Below are 16199 nucleotides of genomic sequence, written 5' to 3'. Positions count from 1 at the left end.
CTACTCAAGTCACACAATTTACTTAGTGTTTTTGCTCTATTGATCATGTAAATATGAAGTGAGAGCGGCATTTAGCAGTAGTGTAAAAGAATGTAAAACGATAAATTCGTGACGTGTGCCACACTTTTGGTTCTAGCTGAAAGCTTTTTCATATTCATGTATTCTATTTCTTTATTTGTCTAAGGCGTTGTTTTTACTTAATTTGTTTGATTTATATCGCCTAACCTTGCAATTATGCCTGATTTTTAATCACCTGCTATCGATTTCATCGATAGCAGGTATTTTTATACAAGGTGAATAGTTAATTAAAATGGGGCTTGCTTTGGGGAAAACTTATAAAAAGGGAAAACTATGTTAACAACACTATATGTAAAAACTGCTTCGTTCATGACTTCATTTAAAAATGACGAGCGTGGCGTAACTGCTATTGAATACGGCCTAATTGCAGTGGCGATGGCAGCAGTTTTGGGTATCGTTTTTGGTACTGGCGGTGGTACAGTTGGAGCTGCACTACAAGCAGTTTTCGATAAAATCATTGCAGAACTTGCTTAATATAAGAGTTATTGTTAATACGCTGGGATCTCAGCGTATTAACACTCTAAATTAATATTGTATGGTCTACTTATCGTTGTTGGCACTTACGTGTTTTATTGTATCTATTTTCGACGTAAAGAATAGACGAATCAAGAATAAGCTACTATTCGGTTTGTTAGCTATTCAGTTGGTTTGCTTAGGATTTGAAAATACTCATGTTGATTCGATGCTGGTAGTGCTTTTTATAGGACTTATTATCTTTCGATTTGGCTGGATAGCAGCCGGAGATGTTAAGTATGCAGGGGTATTATCACTGTCCATCCCAATGGCGATGTTATATGAGGCTGTGCTTTTTACTGCATATAGCGGTGGTGTATTAGTTTTATTTTACTACGTAAAACACCGTATGACACCAGGCAGTCAAATTCAAGATGTGACACTTCCTTACGGAGTAGCAATCAGTGTTGGCTTTTTTCTCACGATTGCCAGCCATCAACTGCAATCTCAGCAATTACTTTAAACAACAGCGAATATACTCATGCGCTCAAGAATTGTTTTACTCATTGCTTTAGTGGCATTGATTGTCGGGGTGGTTGGCCTCGTTGATTTAATGAAAAAGACACCAGAACAGGTTGAGACCAATGAACCTGTTGTTGAAGTGGTTGAAGAGCGTCATGTGACGGTATGGAAAGCACTTCTGCCGATAGCAAAGGGTCAGCCGATCTCCGCCGAACTGGTTAAAAAAACGCAACTTCCGCTAAGTGAAGCACTCCAGTTTGGCATTAAGAGTGATACTAAAGTTGATTTTGATCCCAGCACGCTCACCAATACAGATATTCACCAAGGCGCGATTGTCATGTCTGAGTATCAAACTAGCCGCACACAGCCAGGTTATATTGACCTTTTGATTACCGATGGTATGACCTTGTATCCATTACAGGTCAGTGACAAAAATCTCATTAATGACTATATCCGTCCCGGCGCGTACATTGATGTGCTGACTGTTAGCTCACCCAATGTCAACTTGGCGGCCAATGCCGATAAGCCAAAGCATTTCAAAGGGGTGAAGGCCTCGATGTTTCTTAAACACGTCAAAGTACTAAATGTTGGAGATGATAGTGGTGATAGTGATGTCGTATCTGCTCGTGCTCCGATTAAAGAAAAAGGCATGACCACGATAGTGATAGAGGTGCACCCGGACGATTTGGCAAGGCTTGCTCTCGCACAAAGAACCATGCATATCGAGATTTACCGCAGTCAAACGTATAAAAAACCTACTTACGCGGAAGTTCGCACCATCATGGATAATTATGTTGGAGTCGAAGAGTTTCGTGGCAATGTCAGCAACCCAAGAGAGGCAATGTAATGGGTCCCATGACACCAAATTCCCCCCGCTTTCTGAGTCTATTATTTAGCCTTTATACGTTGTTTGCATGTCAATCAGCGTTCGCCGCAGATCGCTATATTACCTTAAATGACGGACGTCATATTCAATTGCCTGTGCCGATTGGCAAGGTGTTTATCAGTAACCCTGATGTTGCGGATTACAAGATCATCAATGACACGACTTTAGTGGTGTTTGCCAATGGTATGGGGCAGTCACGACTCATTGTTTATGGAATGGCAGAAGATGTCCTGTTGTCCGATCGAATTATCGTTGATCTGGATTTAACTCAGGTTCGTCGTCAGGTTAAGTTTCACTTTCCAGACTTTGATATCAAATTGCAATCTATTGGTGAGCAAGTTGCCGTTAGCGGTATTGTGAGCTCAGAACAGGATCGTGATGATGTATATCGCTTGGTCGCCACACTGTTGGGACGAGAAAAAACCGAAAGATATGATAAAGCCGAGAAAATTGAATTCACCTCCGAGAAGGTGAAGCTTGAAGAACCGGAAAGCATGGTGTTTGCCCGAAATATGACTTGGAAAGGCATTGTCGAGCGGTTAGAAGTTGCCACCGTACAACAGGTGAATGTAAAAATTTCCGTTGCCCAAGTGACGGAATCGTTTGGTGAAACGATAGGGGTCGATTGGGGTTCTATTGGTTCGAATGCCGGCGAGTTTGTCTTTAACCAGTTTGAAGCCGCCAACTTGGCAACGGTGATTAATGCGTTGGGTAACGAAGATATCGCGCAAGTGCTTGCCGAACCCAACCTGACGGTTTTGTCCGGTGAATCGGCGAGCTTTTTAGTGGGTGGGGAAGTTCCGGTCATTGTTACCACGAACAATAATGTCAATATCACCTTTAAAGAATTCGGTATCAAACTTGATCTCACGGCAAAGGTACTCAGCGAAGATAAAATTCGCATGCAGCTCTTTCCTGAGGTGAGCGAAATTGAGAAATATATCAAAGCAGCAGGAATTGAAGTGCCGCAACTCGCCTCTCGACGAGCGATGACTACCATTGAGTTAGCCGATGGTGATAGCTTTGTATTAGGCGGTTTGATGAGTAGTGCCGATTTTGAAAAAATGCAAAAAATCCCATTGATTGGGGATGTGCCAGTGATTGGCGCAGCGTTTAGGAAATCAGTAACAGAAAGAAAGCGTACTGAACTTATCATTGTTGCGACGGTGAATCTGGTACAGCCAATTAAGCCTGCCGATATTCAGCTCCCCCTTATGAAAAAGACATCCACACTTGTTCGCTGGTTGAACATCGATACCGATCATAGTTACGCCACACCTTCAGATGCCACGATCCGATTGTTGTCACAGGGAGGGTTTATCCAATGATGAAACAACTGTTGATAGTAAGCCTGTTAACAATGCTCTCCGGATGCGCCGCTGAGCGCTATTTTGGTGGCAATGGATTAGAGGCCTTGGTGTACCAACAAAAGCACACCATCGAAATGTCGGTACAAGATACAGCGCGCGCCCAGTCTCAACTGGATGCGTTATTCTCCACCATTGAAGATCAAGATACAGGCGCACGGTACTTTATCGAGTATAAAAGTAAAGCCGGTAAAGCACTGTTAGATCATTCTTTGGCGTCGTACCCGCGACTTCAATTGAAGAATGACAAGGTTGTTTTGGTAAACAATAAGCAACTGCTGACCGATATTAAACTTCAGGTCAGTTTCTACGTGTTAAAAACAGAGCAGTGCCAACCGGTACAGTTTGGTGTCGAGCATTCGCAACTTAATTGCTTTTCTGAATCTGCCCGTTTGAAGCAAGTCGCCAACAAATCACGTATCGCGGGAGCTCAATAATGTTTGATCTTTCTAAGGCACTGAGCACTAAGAGTAAATCTGAACCAAAAACGATAAAGGGTGTATCAGGTTGCACACTTGTTTATCAATCTCAAGAGTGTTTGGACTTGGTAACTGAGGTATTTCGCTTTGAAGGGTGGAATGACCCAACGTGTTTGAAATCAAATCAGGGAATCGGAAAGTTATCGGAGCAACAAACCAGTCAAATAGTGCTCCTCGAACTGAATGAATCGAATAACGTTGTAGAAGACGCCAAAGCTTTTGCGAGTAAACTGCCGACCCACAAAGGGGTGGTGGTTATTGGTAAAGAAGATGCGATTTCGACGCTTCGCTCTTTGAAAGAAATGGGATTTTATTACGTTTTCTGGCCAGTGAATAAGCAAGAGTTCGCGGATTTTTTAACCCATGTGAATAAAAACCTGAAAACTTTTTCAGGGGTGAGTCAGCAGCGGAAAGCGAAACGAGTGGCAATTGTTGGTGCAAAAGGTGGGGCGGGGACGTCTTTTATTACTGCTGAATTGAGTTCCTTACTGTCGACTCAAGGGACTGATACCATTCTCGTAGATCATCAATATAACGATAGCAATATAGACGTCATGATGGGTCTAAAAGAGTTTAAACCGAAGGCGATCGACGAATTTACCGCCCCATTACATGAAATGGATGAGGAAGGTGCGCTGAGTTACCTCCACCCTGCCCGTAAGAATCTAAGATTGCTGTCCATTGATGGCAATATGAGTCAAACCGATATTCTTAATTACAATCAAACCTTGTGCGAGCTGCTTGCTCGAAATACCAATTTTATCGTGGAAGATTTTTCCGGTAGCGTAGATTTTAAAGTCGAAGCACAACTATTGGTTGATAACTTTGATGTGGTGGTCATTGTTTTTGATGCATCGGTTTCGGCGGTTCGTAATGCGAAACGACTGTATGAGCGGATAGAGAATCTTCAACTTACATTGTCCAAGCGAACTCGAGTGATCACCGTAGTGAATTATCACCGTCCAGAGAGTGCATTTGTTTTGCAGCCCGCGGAGCTTAAAAAATACGTTGGTGCGGATATTGATCTTGAGATTGCCTACTGTAAAAACCTCTCTCATATCATTATTGATGGCAAACGTGCGCATAAACACGACAGAAATATCAGTCGCTCCATGGATGCACTCATGAAGCTCATAAATGGCCAACCGCTTGAAGCAAAAGGGTTGTTAAATTGGCTGAAGAGGAGCAATAACAAATGAGTTCAAATAAAGAACTGTATTTGGCTTTTCGTAGCCAGATATTTGAAGCTTTGGATGCCGAAGCCGTTCAGAAGATGAGCCGTAGGGATCTTGAGTCACAAATTCAAAGTGCTGTTGATTTATTAGCGTCGAATTATAAACGACCGATCACTTCAGTGATGAAATCAGGCTTAGTCAAGAGTCTTATTGACGAGCTGTTTGGCTTAGGGCCATTGCAGCCATTAATAGAAGATCAGTCTATCACCGATATTATGGTGAACGGACCCAACCATATCTTCTTTGAACGTCATGGTAAGGTGCAGCAATCAGAAGTCACATTTGTTAATGAAGAGCTGCTGCTGTCGATTGCAAAGCGGATTGCTTCACGAGTAGGCCGACGTGTAGATGAACTGTCACCGACCGTTGACGCGCGTCTTGAAGATGGCAGTCGTGTCAATATTGTTATACCGCCGATCGCGCTTGATGGAACGTCTATTTCGATCCGTAAATTTCGAGAACAAAATATTGGCTTTGAAGACTTAATTGGTTTCGGATCTATGTCTATGGACATGGCTCGTGTACTTATGATTGCGTCGCGTTGTCGTATGAATGTTTTGATTTCTGGGGGCACAGGCTCAGGCAAAACGACATTACTCAATGCGTTGTCTAATTATATTGCTGACGATGAGCGGGTGATTACCATTGAAGATGCGGCAGAATTGCGTTTACAACAGCCCAACCTTGTTCGTTTGGAAACTCGAACCTCAAGTATTGAACAGACGGGGGCGGTGTCACAACGTGATTTGGTCATTAACGCCCTTCGTATGCGACCAGATCGTATTATTTTAGGCGAGTGTCGTGGCTCAGAGGCCTTTGAAATGCTTCAGGCGATGAACACTGGTCACGATGGTTCCATGTCTACACTCCATGCCAATACGCCACGAGATGCGATCGCTCGTGTCGAGTCTATGGTGATGATGGCGAATCTTAATCAACCGTTAGATGCGATTCGCCGGACGATAGTGAGTGCGGTACAGCTAATTGTACAAGTGAATAGGCTGCGAGATGGCTCGAGGAAAATCACCAGTATCTCTGAAGTGGTTGGCCTTGAAGGGGATAGTGTTGTCATGGAGGAGGTTTATCGTTTTCAATATGATGAGTCACATTATAGCGACACGGTTCAAGGTGATTTCGTGACTAACGGCATTATGCAGCGTTCAGAATTAGCGAAAAAAGCGCAGTTTTTTGGCTTATATGATGACCTAATGGCGTCATTTAGAGGGGCGTAGCATGCTGTGGTTCTCACTAATTCTATTCGCCATTGTTCTGCTATTGATGCAAGGTTCGAAAGCGAAAAAAATTGATCACTTTTTTGCAATTGAGAGTGTGGAAGTCGAGAACCTCAAAGCGGTGAATGTTGGCACATTGGCCGGCAAGCGGAAGTGGCAAAAGTTTAAAGAATCTATCTCTCCCACATTGCAAGTGCTTGGACCGCGCTTTCCGATTTATATTTTGCTGTATACCGTTGGTAGTCTTATCGGCGCATGGTACTTAATATTTGACCTTCTACAAATGGGAAATATTTGGATATCAGTCGCGATGGTAGTCGTTGCGTTGCTAGTGGGGTATCGCTACCTCTCGAACAAGAAGCGTAAAGATTTTGAGAACACCTTTCCTGATGCGTTGAACATTTTGATGAGTGCGGTAACGGCGGGCGACAGCTTAATGCAAGCGATCACGTATGTGGGCACCTCAATGGACAATAGTATCGGCCGCGAGTTTAAAATGATGGGCGAGCGACTGAAAATGGGTGAGCCGCCAGAAGTAGTATTGCAACGTGCGTGTAAAAATTACCCTTATCCAGAGTTTTTGTTTTTTACTGTGACACTAAAAGCCAACATTAGCCGAGGTGGGCAATTAAAAGGCGTGCTTGCCAGACTTATTCGAGTTCTAGTCGATGCTCGCACACTGGACAAGAAAAAAATGGCAATGACATCGGAAGCGCGAATATCCGCCAAGATCGTTGCAGCTATTCCACTGGCTTTCACCATTCTTCTTCAATATATCAACCCCGGCAGTGTCGACTTCATCCTTCACGATGAACGAGGGCAATACATTTTATATTACGTTGTTGGCAGTGAATTCATTGGGTTATCGATTGTTTGGTTGCTAGTAAGAGGGGTACGGACATGATTCTGCTTATTGCTTTTTCAGTGGTTTTGTTTGCCTTACTCTATTTTATTACCAATGCATTACGTTATGAGCAGCGCCGCAAACGTATCGCCAATTTTATTGGAGAAGAGGCCCAACGGGGCCCTACTGCGGTGAACAGGTTGCTGGTTAGATTTGGTAAGGGCAGCCAAAAAGAACTAGAGCAAAAGCTGGTTAATGCGGGTTATTACAATAAGGAATGGGCAAAGTATTATTTTCCAGCCAAGGTACTGTTTCTTGTGTTGGTTTGCGCCGGAGTCTTTTTTTCTGATCTCTCCGATACCAATAAAATGCTCGCGGGACTGTTAACTTTGATTGGGGTAATTATCGCGCCCGACTTGATACTTGAAGCGCGTCGTAAAACCCTAATTGGTAAAACGTCGAGCCAGTTACCTTATTTGTTAGACATGATGTCGGTATGTGTACAGACCGGTATGACAATAGAAGCGACATTAATTTACTTGGCAAAAGAGTTAGAGGCTTTTGATGGTGACCTTTGCTATCAAATCAAGCGCACATCAGATTCCGCCAAGATAAAAGGGCTGGAAAAAGCGTTGGATGATTTGAGTGAAAGATTGCCTACCCCCGCAGTACGAAGCTTCGTCTTAACGCTAATTCAAAACTTGCAATACGGGACGTCAGTGGCTCAAGTGCTGAGCGATTTAGCGGAAGATATGAGAAAAATACAAATTCTAACGGTAGAAGAAAAAGTGGGTCGACTGTCGGCAAAAATGAGTGTGCCACTCATTTTATTTATTATGTTCCCTATCGTAATTTTAATCCTTGCACCTGGCATCATGCAGATGACGATAAATGTTGGTGGTTAATACCATGCGAAAAGGTATGCAAAATACTATTCGAAATACTATGCGATGGAATGTAGTTGCGTTGGTGGTCGTTCTAAGCGGTGTTTTGGTCGGTTGTGAAAGCACCAAACAGCCGCCTTCGGAACAAAGCATCATTGCAGGTATGGAAAAAGTGGATAATTACGATGGTTTGATTGCATTGTACAAGTCCAAACTGCAAGGGGGAGCTCAAGATGACAATGCGATGGAACAGTTGGCGTACGTATATTTTGAAAAAGGTGATATAGAATCTTCACGTTTTTATACCCAATACCTAACCGATAAGGGGTTGGTGAATAAAGAGTTATTACAGCTCCAGGGGCAAATAGAAGCAGAGAGCGATCGTTTTGAATCTGCAATTAAATCGTACAACGAGTCTATCTCGCTAGGTAACACCTCTGGAAAAGTTAGAGTACTACTGGGTGTCGCTTATAGTAAATCTGATAAATTTAATAAGGCGAAGGAGCAATTTAATAAGGCTCGGCTTCGAGGTTATGATGACCTTGTCATCAAAAATAACCTTGCGGTTGTTTATCTCGCCGAGCAGCGTTTCGAACTGGTTATTGAAACATTAGCTCCCGTCCTCAAAGAACATCCGAGTAATCAAACGGTAAAAGCAAATTTAGCGATTGCTTTGCTAAAACTCGACAAATCAGAGCAAGCCAAAGCGCTACTGAGAGACCAATATAACGCCAGTGAATTACTTAACATCACTCAGCAATTTGCATATGTAGAGGCAGACTAATGACTAGCCGTATACGTCAGTTGGGTGTCACCAGTGTTGAGTTTGCTCTTGGCGCTTTAGTATTGATATTTTCTACGTTTGCAATTTTTGAGTCTAGTTATCAAACCTATGTGGTTAATATGACGGAATACTCGCTGCGAGAAACCATACGTAATACCAAAATTTATCAAGGAAGTAGCATTCATCAGCAGTATGAAGCTCGATTTAAAGATTTGATTGAGAATCAGGACAATCTTTGGCATTTCTTGATCGATAGCAGCAAATTTTCGATCGATGGCAAGTACTTTGAGACTTTTGATAAGTTTGTCGCCAATGAGGGACATTCGAGTCAGGATCTCACGTTTAGCTACGATCTTGCCGAGATCACTGTGACATATTTGTATTCCCCAATGATTGAAATGTGGGGGAACGGAGAGACGCCAATCACGCGCACAATGGTACTTAACCTAGAGCATGAAGGATGGCGTGATGAAAACTAATGCTCGCAGAAATCAGCAAGGTTCTTTCGCGATAGAGCTCGCGTTTGTGCTGGTGGGTTTGTGTATGATCTTTTTATTCTCAACGGACCTGAGTCATAAATTATTGGTTCGCGCTAAGTTAGACCGCTCTAGTTTCGCCTTGGTTAATGTACTAAAAGAAAGGACGCGTTACTTTTCTGATGCGGAGGGGCAGGTGTTAGATTTCAATGTGACCGCGCAAGACTTGGACAATATGGCGATCGTTGCCGCGCGTATGTTGAATGTGAGCCAAAACAATGTCGCGATTCAAATTGAATCATTGACGGATGGACCCACGGTAACAAGCTTGAGTAGCCGTTTGTTTGGCCAAATGTCGTGTAATAGTGGTTCAATTAACGACTATAAGGACCTGATTCCAGTTGAGGATGGCGTAAAACATCCACTCTACCGGGTTACGTTATGTGAAAAGCATGACTCATGGTTTGAGTCCTTCACCAACGCAGGTAATCCGACGATTACACTAGCGTCTAGTTCCGTGATGCCAGGGAGATAATGATGAGACGATCTCGTGGACAATGTAGCATCAAGAAGCAAGGTGGTGTTGCGGCAATTTGGATGGGGCTGTCATTGGTTCCCATTATGGGCTTCACGTTTTGGGCAGTAGAAGGCACCCGATATGTGCAGGAAAAAAGTCGCTTGGGTGACGCGGCAGAAGCCGCGGCCATTGCGGTGACAATGGCCGACCAAGAAGGCAGTGCGAATGCGTTTGCGACTAAGTATGTCAACGCTTATGTTCGCGACATTAAATCTTCGCAGGTGACGGCGAAAAGAAAGCATCAAGAGGCAATACCCGATACCGATACGCTGGAGTTTATACAATATACGGTCGACGTAAAAACCACGCATGACTCTTGGTTTTCGAGTACGTTTATCCCTTCATTCAGTGAAACACAAGATCTTACCGGTAAATCAGTCGCGAAGAAGTATCCGGCTTATTTAGGTGATAACAATATAGATATAGTGTTCGTATCCGATTTTTCCGGTTCAATGAATAACTGGTGGGGAGGAAACTACAAAATAGATGCTCTGAAAGAAGCGGTGATGACAGTATCCAACAAATTGTTATGCCAAAACATAGAGTATGACCGTTGGCAAGGTAAAGAGGTTTGTAAAGATAGTGACCAGAGTGAGTTAGCCGATAAATTGCTAAATCGTATTGGTATAGTCCCTTATAATGTTCGAACGCGTGAGATAGGTTCTGACCGTAACGTATATGCGGTTAGTCAACTTCGTTATAAAACTGGCTTTAGATTGGTGAATCCAGAAAGAAGTTACGAAGAGGTTGATTGGAATGCATGGCGCACCGTGAGGCCAAAAAATATCTATCGATGTAGCCAAAATAGGAACAAATGCCCGAATAAAACGGCAGAAGAATCGGCGCAAGCAAAACGTTTAACTAAAGTTCTCGGTATCAATCAGTATACGTATTCTAAACAAACGTTCTTTGTCGATAATAAAGATTATGTGGATCTAAGCTTTAGCGTTGAACAAATGTTCAACAATCAGTTTCCAGGCAACTTGTCAAAATATCGAGTCGACAATAATAAATTGTATCGAGGCTATGGTAGTACTTCACGTGATCAGTTCTCAACGATTAGCTTAACAAACAAGACTAGTGATATAGCGGATATCAATGGCATGAGAGCTGGTGGGAATACGGCATCATTTCAAGGTATTTTGAGGGGGATTCAAAAGATCTCTGAAGGAAACCCCAATAGTAGCGATAAAGATGAACAAGAGAGCTACGACAATAAAATTAAAATGCTGTTAATTTTAAGTGATGGTGAAGAAAGCCCCAACAATGGCATTCTCAACGGGCTTGTTTCTAACGGAATGTGTGATGATGCGCGCGAAAAAATACCAGGCTTGTATATAGGTGTGATTGGGATCGGCTTCACCTCTTCAAATGTTACTGAGTTTCGTCGGTGCGTAGTAAACCCTGATGAAGACATTATAGATGTATCTAACTTAGATGAATTAATTGAAAAAATTGAAGAGTTAATACGCAAGGGTTCCCGGACTAGCGGTACGACGAAGCTCTATTAAGCCCGTTTTCGATTAAAGCAATAATTGATTAAAATTAAACATGACAATATTAAGGCAAAGCATGCTACCACATCGTTTTCATTTTCTCGTCCCTATGCTGATGCTTGGTTTTACCAGCACAGTACATTCTGTAGAATCCAGCGTCATGGAGTATTGTAGTGACTCGAATGGTGAAATTCGCTACACCACAGAAATTGGCAACGTGATAGGGATAGGGCAGCATCATGCGGGATTTTTGCAAATTGAGCAGGTTTCTAACGACAATGAGCTAAAGCAAGCTCTATTGGCCGCAAGTCATGCTCAGCTCAGTAGCAGCCACTGCCAGACCTATATTAGTAATAAAGGGGCGCAAGGTGTGGGGGGAGGCGATAATAAACACGTCGCTCGCTTGCAGTTTGGTTTTGATAACGCTCACTTATCGCCAATTGCGAGACAATCTCTTAACCGTGTTGCGCAAGATCTTGCTAAGCAAAAGGTTGCCCTTCAGGTAGAGGGTCATACCGATAGTATGGGCACGGAACAATATAACCAAGGGCTCGGCTTAGAGCGTGCGGTGAATACGGCTGAAGTGTTGTTTTTCCAAGGCGTTGAGCGAGAGAAGGTCGTGATGACGTCATTTGGTGAACTAAAGCCTATTGCGACGAATTCAACCTCGCAAGGCAGAGCAAGCAACCGAAGAGTTGATATTCTCTTGAGTGAATAATAACCCTATAATGGAATGTAAGACGTTGCGCGCAATAATACGTTTTACTTCGCAAAATAGTATTTAATACGCGTAGATAAATGGACTGTGGGTCACTAAAGCTCACAGTTCTATTACACGTTGTAAAGACAATCTAGAAATGGGCTGATATGATAGTCAAAATATAAGGAATATTAATGACTGGTTGTTAGTTAAGCACTTTTTGCGTGCGACGACCCAGTCAATGTTTAAGTCAGATGAGGTTGTCGTGAATTTTCCCCACCGAGTTTTTAATTCTAAAACGGTTAAGTTGATCGCATTAGCAAGTCTAAGTGTTAGTGGTGTCGCTAATGCATTGGAAGTCATGAATGCTGATGAAAAAACGCAGTTAGAAAAAATCAGCAGCGATTATGACAACGGTTATCTACAAACCGGACTTGAAGAGAGTACCGAAACGTATACTCAGCTTTTTTCAAATATTGAGTCTATTAAGATTAATCTCGTTAACAATATCGAAAACATCAAAGTTGATTCAGCTTCAATGGAAAAGAAATTGGTTGACGGTGAATATGATGAGTCTTTGTCGCAAACATTGCGTGATTTAGCAATGAACGTCGGTAAACTCAAAACAGAACTGGTCGACAAAGAAAAGCAGTTGTCAGAAAAGAAAGTTGCGATCTCAAAAAGTGAAGCGGTGATTAAAGGGCTAGATCGTACTAAAAATGAAGAGTTGCTTGCGTTATATAAGCAAGTTAAATCTCGTTATATTGTAGAGTCACGTAAAGTGAATCAAGAGACTTTTGTTGGCAGTCTAGAGTGTGATTCTAGCGAAAGTATGTCGGCGTGTGTTAATCGTAACATGAACACGATGAAACGCACATTCATGCTGGAAAAAGGCGGTCTAGAAAGAGTCAATATTACGTCTTTTAATATCGTTGATGCCACACAAAAAATGAATGGTGACCTGACATACACCGCTCAAGCAAGCTATAAAAATGAGTTCGACTCAAATACCGAACTGGAACTACGAAAGGCGCTAGGGCTTGAAAAAGTGAGGTTTGTTTTCCGCTCCAATTCAAACAACACCGTTTTCTATATTAATGATCAAAAAGTAGGGGCTGGCGATAAAGTAGATATCGCAGGTAACTACGTAGGTGTGTATAACGTAAGAGCGGTGAATGACTCAAAAACACAGTCTTTAAAGCTTAGTCTCAAAAACGAAGGTGATTATTTCTTCCCCTTTTCAAGTGTGAAAACTAAGTCGACGCCAAGCCCAGTGAAATCGGATGCTACGGCTAAGAAAACCGTTAAAACTAATACTGATAAATCAGCATCGTCTGCTCCCGCGTTGACGAAACAAATCTTAGATGGTTACGCCAAGAGTACGCCAGAAAAAGCGCAAGAGGCGGACGCATTGGTAGGAAAGCGTTTTACGAATACCGTTATTCATAAAGACGACGCTTATCAATATCTGTTGCCTATCGAGTATTCCAATAATGGCAGTAAAGCGGTGTATTTAACAAAGTCAGATGCGGCAAGGTACTGTGCTGATAAGCTGTCTTCTAAATTGGCTTCGCGCACCGCGTATCAATATCTGTTAAACGGCAATAAACTGGGAATTGGTAACTACTGGTTGTCATCAGGCAAGGTTTTCTCATCCACTCTTGATGAAAACGCAACGAAGAAAATTACTAAAAATAAGTTTGTTTGCATGATGAACATGACTGAAAATTGGTAAGACCCAGCATGATCGAACGCTTAGCATTATCCCGTTATTTTCAATGATGTGTTTACTGCTCGACTAGTCGAATAAAGCCAATGGTATGTGCCATTGGCTTTTTTTTGTGGGCACTATTTTGCGATGAACTTAATCAGTGTTACTCGTACGATTTCTGGAAAAGCTCCAATACGCTAACCCACCCCAAACAGCAGCTTGTAGCCACAATTGACTCCATTGCGCTGACACTTGTGACCAATCGGCACCCATCTGATTTAGCTTTAAAAATCCGCTAATTGCCGGTTCGGTTGGGAATATGGCGGCAAACCATTGCATTGGCGCAGGTAGCATTTCGCTTGGCCAAATAAACCCAGCAGAAAAAATCAATGGCATTGAGCTAAGTAGAATCAATACCGTCACTAGCTCTCGTCTAGGCGTGATTGCCCCAACCAGAATACCAATAAAGCATGCAGTGAGAAAAAACGGCAACATTAAGGTGAGCATTTCGCTAGGGTGGGCGAGTTTACTGATGCCATACATATCAAAACTGGCACCGAAATAAAACATGCCGAGTATGTAGTAGAAACCCAATAAAATCCCTGTGCGTACTGCTATCACCTTGAAGGGCGATTGTGTTTGCCAGTAGCCACTCCCTTGCCTTTGAGTGCCTCCGATTAACCCCGATGCCATCGCTAGGGTTTGTTGAAGAATTAGCACAAAGACGGCGGGTACAACGTAGTCGATATACCCCATGTGCGGGTTGAACGTCGGCTTCGCATTTAGCACAGTAGCCGCATATTGCTTAGCTGCCAGTTCGAGCGGTACGCCATCAATCAATAGCTTAGACACTTTTGCTTTAGCTGCGAGCGTGCCTCCAGCCTGAGCAAGCCCTTCAACCACGGTTCCGTATACCAGAAATAGTGCGGCATCACCTGCGTAGGAAAGTACCGGACTTTTTCCCATCATGAGATCTTTGTAAAAGTGTTCAGGGATAACAATAAACCCAGTAATTTTCCCTTCTTCAAACCACTGTTTAGCATCTGCAATAGCGCTCAGTCGGCTTATCACCGTTACGTTTGGTGTTGCATCGACCATGCGTTCGAGTTGATAGCTGGTTTGGCTTCTATCGAGGTTTACGACGGCAATCGGCAACTCACGCGGGATCTGTGTAGTGTATGGAAGGGGATAAAGAAATGAGTAAAAGATGACACCACCGAATACCGTGAGAGTGACCACAGGGTTGGTGAGAATCGCTTTTAGCTCGAGTTTAATATGTTCGAGTAGCGTCATACCTGTGACTCCTTATTCATATGTTGTTTGATCAGTACGACGGTCAGCATTAGTGGAATGACATAACCCACCATAGGTGTGAGGTGCGCAAGAGATTGAATGGCTGTGACGCCGTAACTTGCTTGGCTCACTTGAACCTCAATGTAATGACTGATTGGCAGCAGTTCTCGCCAAGCCGTTGCAAGGGTTGTCATATCTGCCGCCGGAAAGGTGATCCCCATAAATGCGAAGCTCGGCGCAGTAAATGCACCCGCGAAGCTCATTGCTCTTGCCGCATCACAGGTAAGGAAGAAAAAGAAACAAGCCATGATCATACAGGCTAACGTCGTGATGACTTGTGCAAAAAACAGTACCAGCCAACTTCCTTCCATCGGCCAACCAATGATGTCGTAGAACCAAATTAGGAAAAATGAACCCTGCAATAAAAACCACAAAAAATAAGGAAACAGTGTACGGCCTAGGTGATTCACAATTGATGTGCCTCCAAACCACGACCTTAATCCAGAAATACGATAATTTGCACTGAGTACTAATACCGTAAATGAAACGATAGCGATTTGCCAAATAGCAGGAACAATGGCGGATACAAGAAATTGGGCGTAGTTGGTTCCTTTATTAAATAGGGGAGTTATTTGAGTTCTTACCGTGACGGCATTCCCCATCGCAGCCAAGCCTGTTGTGTTGCCTTTTGACAGAGCTTTAACCACACCGACTTGCGCATTAAAGGTGCCTTGAGCCTGCAATGCAGCCGAATTAATTAAACGTCCAACGAGTAGGTATTGACTGTTATAAAACAGCGTCACTTGCGGGGTAAGTGACTTTGTAATGGTTTTATCAAAGTTGGTGGGTACATACAAGATTGCGTAGATATCGCCGTCAATCAGTGCAGATTTAGCTTGTTGAATATCGTCATATTGATGATCAATACTCAACATTGAGGTCGCATCGTAATTACGGATCAGCTTCTGCGATAGGGTGCTTTTGCTGAGATCGACAACACCGACTGGTAAATTATTGGCGATGCCTTGAGAAAATATCCAATAGATGGAAAAGCACAAGGCAACAGGGACCCAAGTCAGGCATGAAAGCAGCCATTTATCATGGCGGAGTATATGCCATTGATTGTAGTGCCGCCCATCTGGGGAGATGGACGATACAGTGTTAGAACGCTGGTTCATACTC

The 16199-nt window shown here is 43.0% G+C and carries 17 protein-coding genes; 15 read left to right on the top strand and 2 right to left on the bottom strand.

The window, feature by feature from the left end; all coding sequences use genetic code 11:
• Nucleotides 1-351: 351 nt before the first annotated feature.
• From L4D74_RS04725 to L4D74_RS04655, 15 genes are all read left to right on the top strand, one after another.
• Entirely contained in the window at nucleotides 352-552 is a 201-nt protein-coding gene (locus L4D74_RS04725) for a Flp family type IVb pilin (RefSeq protein WP_428750985.1), read from the top strand.
• 61 nt (nucleotides 553-613) lie between these two features.
• A complete protein-coding gene (locus L4D74_RS04720; protein WP_428750984.1) occupies nucleotides 614-1054 on the top strand; it encodes an A24 family peptidase in 441 nt (146 codons plus the stop codon).
• A gap of 18 nt (nucleotides 1055-1072) precedes the next feature.
• On the top strand, nucleotides 1073-1900 hold the full coding sequence (locus tag L4D74_RS04715; protein ID WP_428750983.1) for an RcpC/CpaB family pilus assembly protein: 828 nt from the start codon (nucleotides 1073-1075) through the stop codon (nucleotides 1898-1900).
• A complete protein-coding gene (locus tag L4D74_RS04710; RefSeq protein WP_428750982.1) occupies nucleotides 1900-3267 on the top strand; it encodes a type II and III secretion system protein family protein in 1368 nt (455 codons plus the stop codon). Before L4D74_RS04715 ends, L4D74_RS04710 begins: the two co-directional genes overlap by 1 nt.
• A complete protein-coding gene (locus L4D74_RS04705; RefSeq protein WP_428750981.1) occupies nucleotides 3264-3743 on the top strand; it encodes a hypothetical protein in 480 nt (159 codons plus the stop codon). The genes L4D74_RS04710 and L4D74_RS04705 overlap by 4 nt, the downstream gene beginning before the upstream one ends.
• Nucleotides 3743-4984, top strand: a complete 1242-nt coding sequence (locus L4D74_RS04700) for a CpaE/TadZ family protein (protein WP_428750980.1) — start codon at nucleotides 3743-3745, stop codon at nucleotides 4982-4984. The genes L4D74_RS04705 and L4D74_RS04700 overlap by 1 nt, the downstream gene beginning before the upstream one ends.
• A complete protein-coding gene (locus L4D74_RS04695; protein ID WP_428750979.1) occupies nucleotides 4981-6252 on the top strand; it encodes a TadA family conjugal transfer-associated ATPase in 1272 nt (423 codons plus the stop codon). The genes L4D74_RS04700 and L4D74_RS04695 overlap by 4 nt, the downstream gene beginning before the upstream one ends.
• A gap of 1 nt (nucleotide 6253) precedes the next feature.
• Complete coding sequence (locus L4D74_RS04690; RefSeq protein ID WP_428750977.1) at nucleotides 6254-7156, top strand: type II secretion system F family protein; 903 nt, start codon at nucleotides 6254-6256, stop codon at nucleotides 7154-7156.
• A complete protein-coding gene (locus tag L4D74_RS04685) occupies nucleotides 7153-8001 on the top strand; it encodes a type II secretion system F family protein (RefSeq protein WP_428750976.1) in 849 nt (282 codons plus the stop codon). Before L4D74_RS04690 ends, L4D74_RS04685 begins: the two co-directional genes overlap by 4 nt.
• Before the next feature lie 16 nt (nucleotides 8002-8017).
• The gene (locus tag L4D74_RS04680) at nucleotides 8018-8764 is read left to right on the top strand and encodes a tetratricopeptide repeat protein (RefSeq protein WP_428750975.1); all 747 of its coding nucleotides are present in this window, start codon (nucleotides 8018-8020) and stop codon (nucleotides 8762-8764) included.
• Nucleotides 8764-9243: a TadE family protein gene (locus L4D74_RS04675; protein WP_428750974.1), complete on the top strand. Its 480-nt coding sequence runs from the start codon at nucleotides 8764-8766 to the stop codon at nucleotides 9241-9243. Before L4D74_RS04680 ends, L4D74_RS04675 begins: the two co-directional genes overlap by 1 nt.
• Nucleotides 9233-9775, top strand: coding sequence for a tight adherence pilus pseudopilin TadF (gene tadF / locus L4D74_RS04670; protein ID WP_428750973.1), 543 nt, complete (start codon nucleotides 9233-9235; stop codon nucleotides 9773-9775). The genes L4D74_RS04675 and tadF overlap by 11 nt, the downstream gene beginning before the upstream one ends.
• A 2-nt stretch (nucleotides 9776-9777) precedes the next feature.
• On the top strand, nucleotides 9778-11328 hold the full coding sequence (locus L4D74_RS04665) for a TadE/TadG family type IV pilus assembly protein (RefSeq protein ID WP_428751170.1): 1551 nt from the start codon (nucleotides 9778-9780) through the stop codon (nucleotides 11326-11328).
• A gap of 61 nt (nucleotides 11329-11389) precedes the next feature.
• On the top strand, nucleotides 11390-12031 hold the full coding sequence (locus tag L4D74_RS04660) for an OmpA family protein (protein WP_428750971.1): 642 nt from the start codon (nucleotides 11390-11392) through the stop codon (nucleotides 12029-12031).
• Between the two features lie 223 nt (nucleotides 12032-12254).
• Complete coding sequence (locus L4D74_RS04655; RefSeq protein WP_428750970.1) at nucleotides 12255-13748, top strand: hypothetical protein; 1494 nt, start codon at nucleotides 12255-12257, stop codon at nucleotides 13746-13748.
• Nucleotides 13749-13877: 129 nt separating this feature from the next.
• On the opposite strand, the gene L4D74_RS04650 is transcribed toward L4D74_RS04655, so the two are convergent.
• Both L4D74_RS04650 and L4D74_RS04645 read right to left on the bottom strand, forming a co-directional pair.
• Nucleotides 13878-15017: an ABC transporter permease gene (locus L4D74_RS04650; RefSeq protein WP_428750969.1), complete on the bottom strand. Its 1140-nt coding sequence runs from the start codon at nucleotides 15015-15017 to the stop codon at nucleotides 13878-13880.
• Nucleotides 15014-16195 (bottom strand): ABC transporter permease, encoded by a 1182-nt coding sequence (locus L4D74_RS04645; RefSeq protein WP_428750968.1) that lies wholly within the window; start codon nucleotides 16193-16195, stop codon nucleotides 15014-15016. Before L4D74_RS04645 ends, L4D74_RS04650 begins: the two co-directional genes overlap by 4 nt.
• Nucleotides 16196-16199 lie beyond the last annotated feature (4 nt).

Origin of the sequence: Vibrio cionasavignyae, assembly GCF_050337155.1 — a bacterium.
Taxonomy (GTDB): Bacteria; Pseudomonadota; Gammaproteobacteria; order Enterobacterales; family Vibrionaceae; genus Vibrio; species Vibrio nomapromontoriensis.
This window is presented reverse-complemented; position numbering and strand designations above follow the sequence as displayed.

What these genes read in the sequence shown, in the direction of transcription:
- L4D74_RS04685 (WP_428750976.1), top strand. Translation starts at nt 7,153, where the DNA reads ATGATTCTGCTTATTGCTTTTTCAGTGGTTTTGTTTGCCTTACTCTAT.
- L4D74_RS04720 (WP_428750984.1), top strand. Translation starts at nt 614, where the DNA reads ATGGTCTACTTATCGTTGTTGGCACTTACGTGTTTTATTGTATCTATT.
- tadF (WP_428750973.1), top strand. Translation starts at nt 9,233, where the DNA reads ATGAAAACTAATGCTCGCAGAAATCAGCAAGGTTCTTTCGCGATAGAG.
- L4D74_RS04715 (WP_428750983.1), top strand. Translation starts at nt 1,073, where the DNA reads ATGCGCTCAAGAATTGTTTTACTCATTGCTTTAGTGGCATTGATTGTC.
- L4D74_RS04705 (WP_428750981.1), top strand. Translation starts at nt 3,264, where the DNA reads ATGATGAAACAACTGTTGATAGTAAGCCTGTTAACAATGCTCTCCGGA.
- L4D74_RS04690 (WP_428750977.1), top strand. Translation starts at nt 6,254, where the DNA reads ATGCTGTGGTTCTCACTAATTCTATTCGCCATTGTTCTGCTATTGATG.
- L4D74_RS04645 (WP_428750968.1), bottom strand. Translation starts at nt 16,195, where the DNA reads ATGAACCAGCGTTCTAACACTGTATCGTCCATCTCCCCAGATGGGCGG.
- L4D74_RS04725 (WP_428750985.1), top strand. Translation starts at nt 352, where the DNA reads ATGTTAACAACACTATATGTAAAAACTGCTTCGTTCATGACTTCATTT.
- L4D74_RS04695 (WP_428750979.1), top strand. Translation starts at nt 4,981, where the DNA reads ATGAGTTCAAATAAAGAACTGTATTTGGCTTTTCGTAGCCAGATATTT.
- L4D74_RS04675 (WP_428750974.1), top strand. Translation starts at nt 8,764, where the DNA reads ATGACTAGCCGTATACGTCAGTTGGGTGTCACCAGTGTTGAGTTTGCT.
- L4D74_RS04650 (WP_428750969.1), bottom strand. Translation starts at nt 15,017, where the DNA reads ATGACGCTACTCGAACATATTAAACTCGAGCTAAAAGCGATTCTCACC.
- L4D74_RS04665 (WP_428751170.1), top strand. Translation starts at nt 9,778, where the DNA reads ATGAGACGATCTCGTGGACAATGTAGCATCAAGAAGCAAGGTGGTGTT.
- L4D74_RS04680 (WP_428750975.1), top strand. Translation starts at nt 8,018, where the DNA reads ATGCAAAATACTATTCGAAATACTATGCGATGGAATGTAGTTGCGTTG.
- L4D74_RS04655 (WP_428750970.1), top strand. Translation starts at nt 12,255, where the DNA reads ATGTTTAAGTCAGATGAGGTTGTCGTGAATTTTCCCCACCGAGTTTTT.
- L4D74_RS04710 (WP_428750982.1), top strand. Translation starts at nt 1,900, where the DNA reads ATGGGTCCCATGACACCAAATTCCCCCCGCTTTCTGAGTCTATTATTT.
- L4D74_RS04660 (WP_428750971.1), top strand. Translation starts at nt 11,390, where the DNA reads ATGCTACCACATCGTTTTCATTTTCTCGTCCCTATGCTGATGCTTGGT.
- L4D74_RS04700 (WP_428750980.1), top strand. Translation starts at nt 3,743, where the DNA reads ATGTTTGATCTTTCTAAGGCACTGAGCACTAAGAGTAAATCTGAACCA.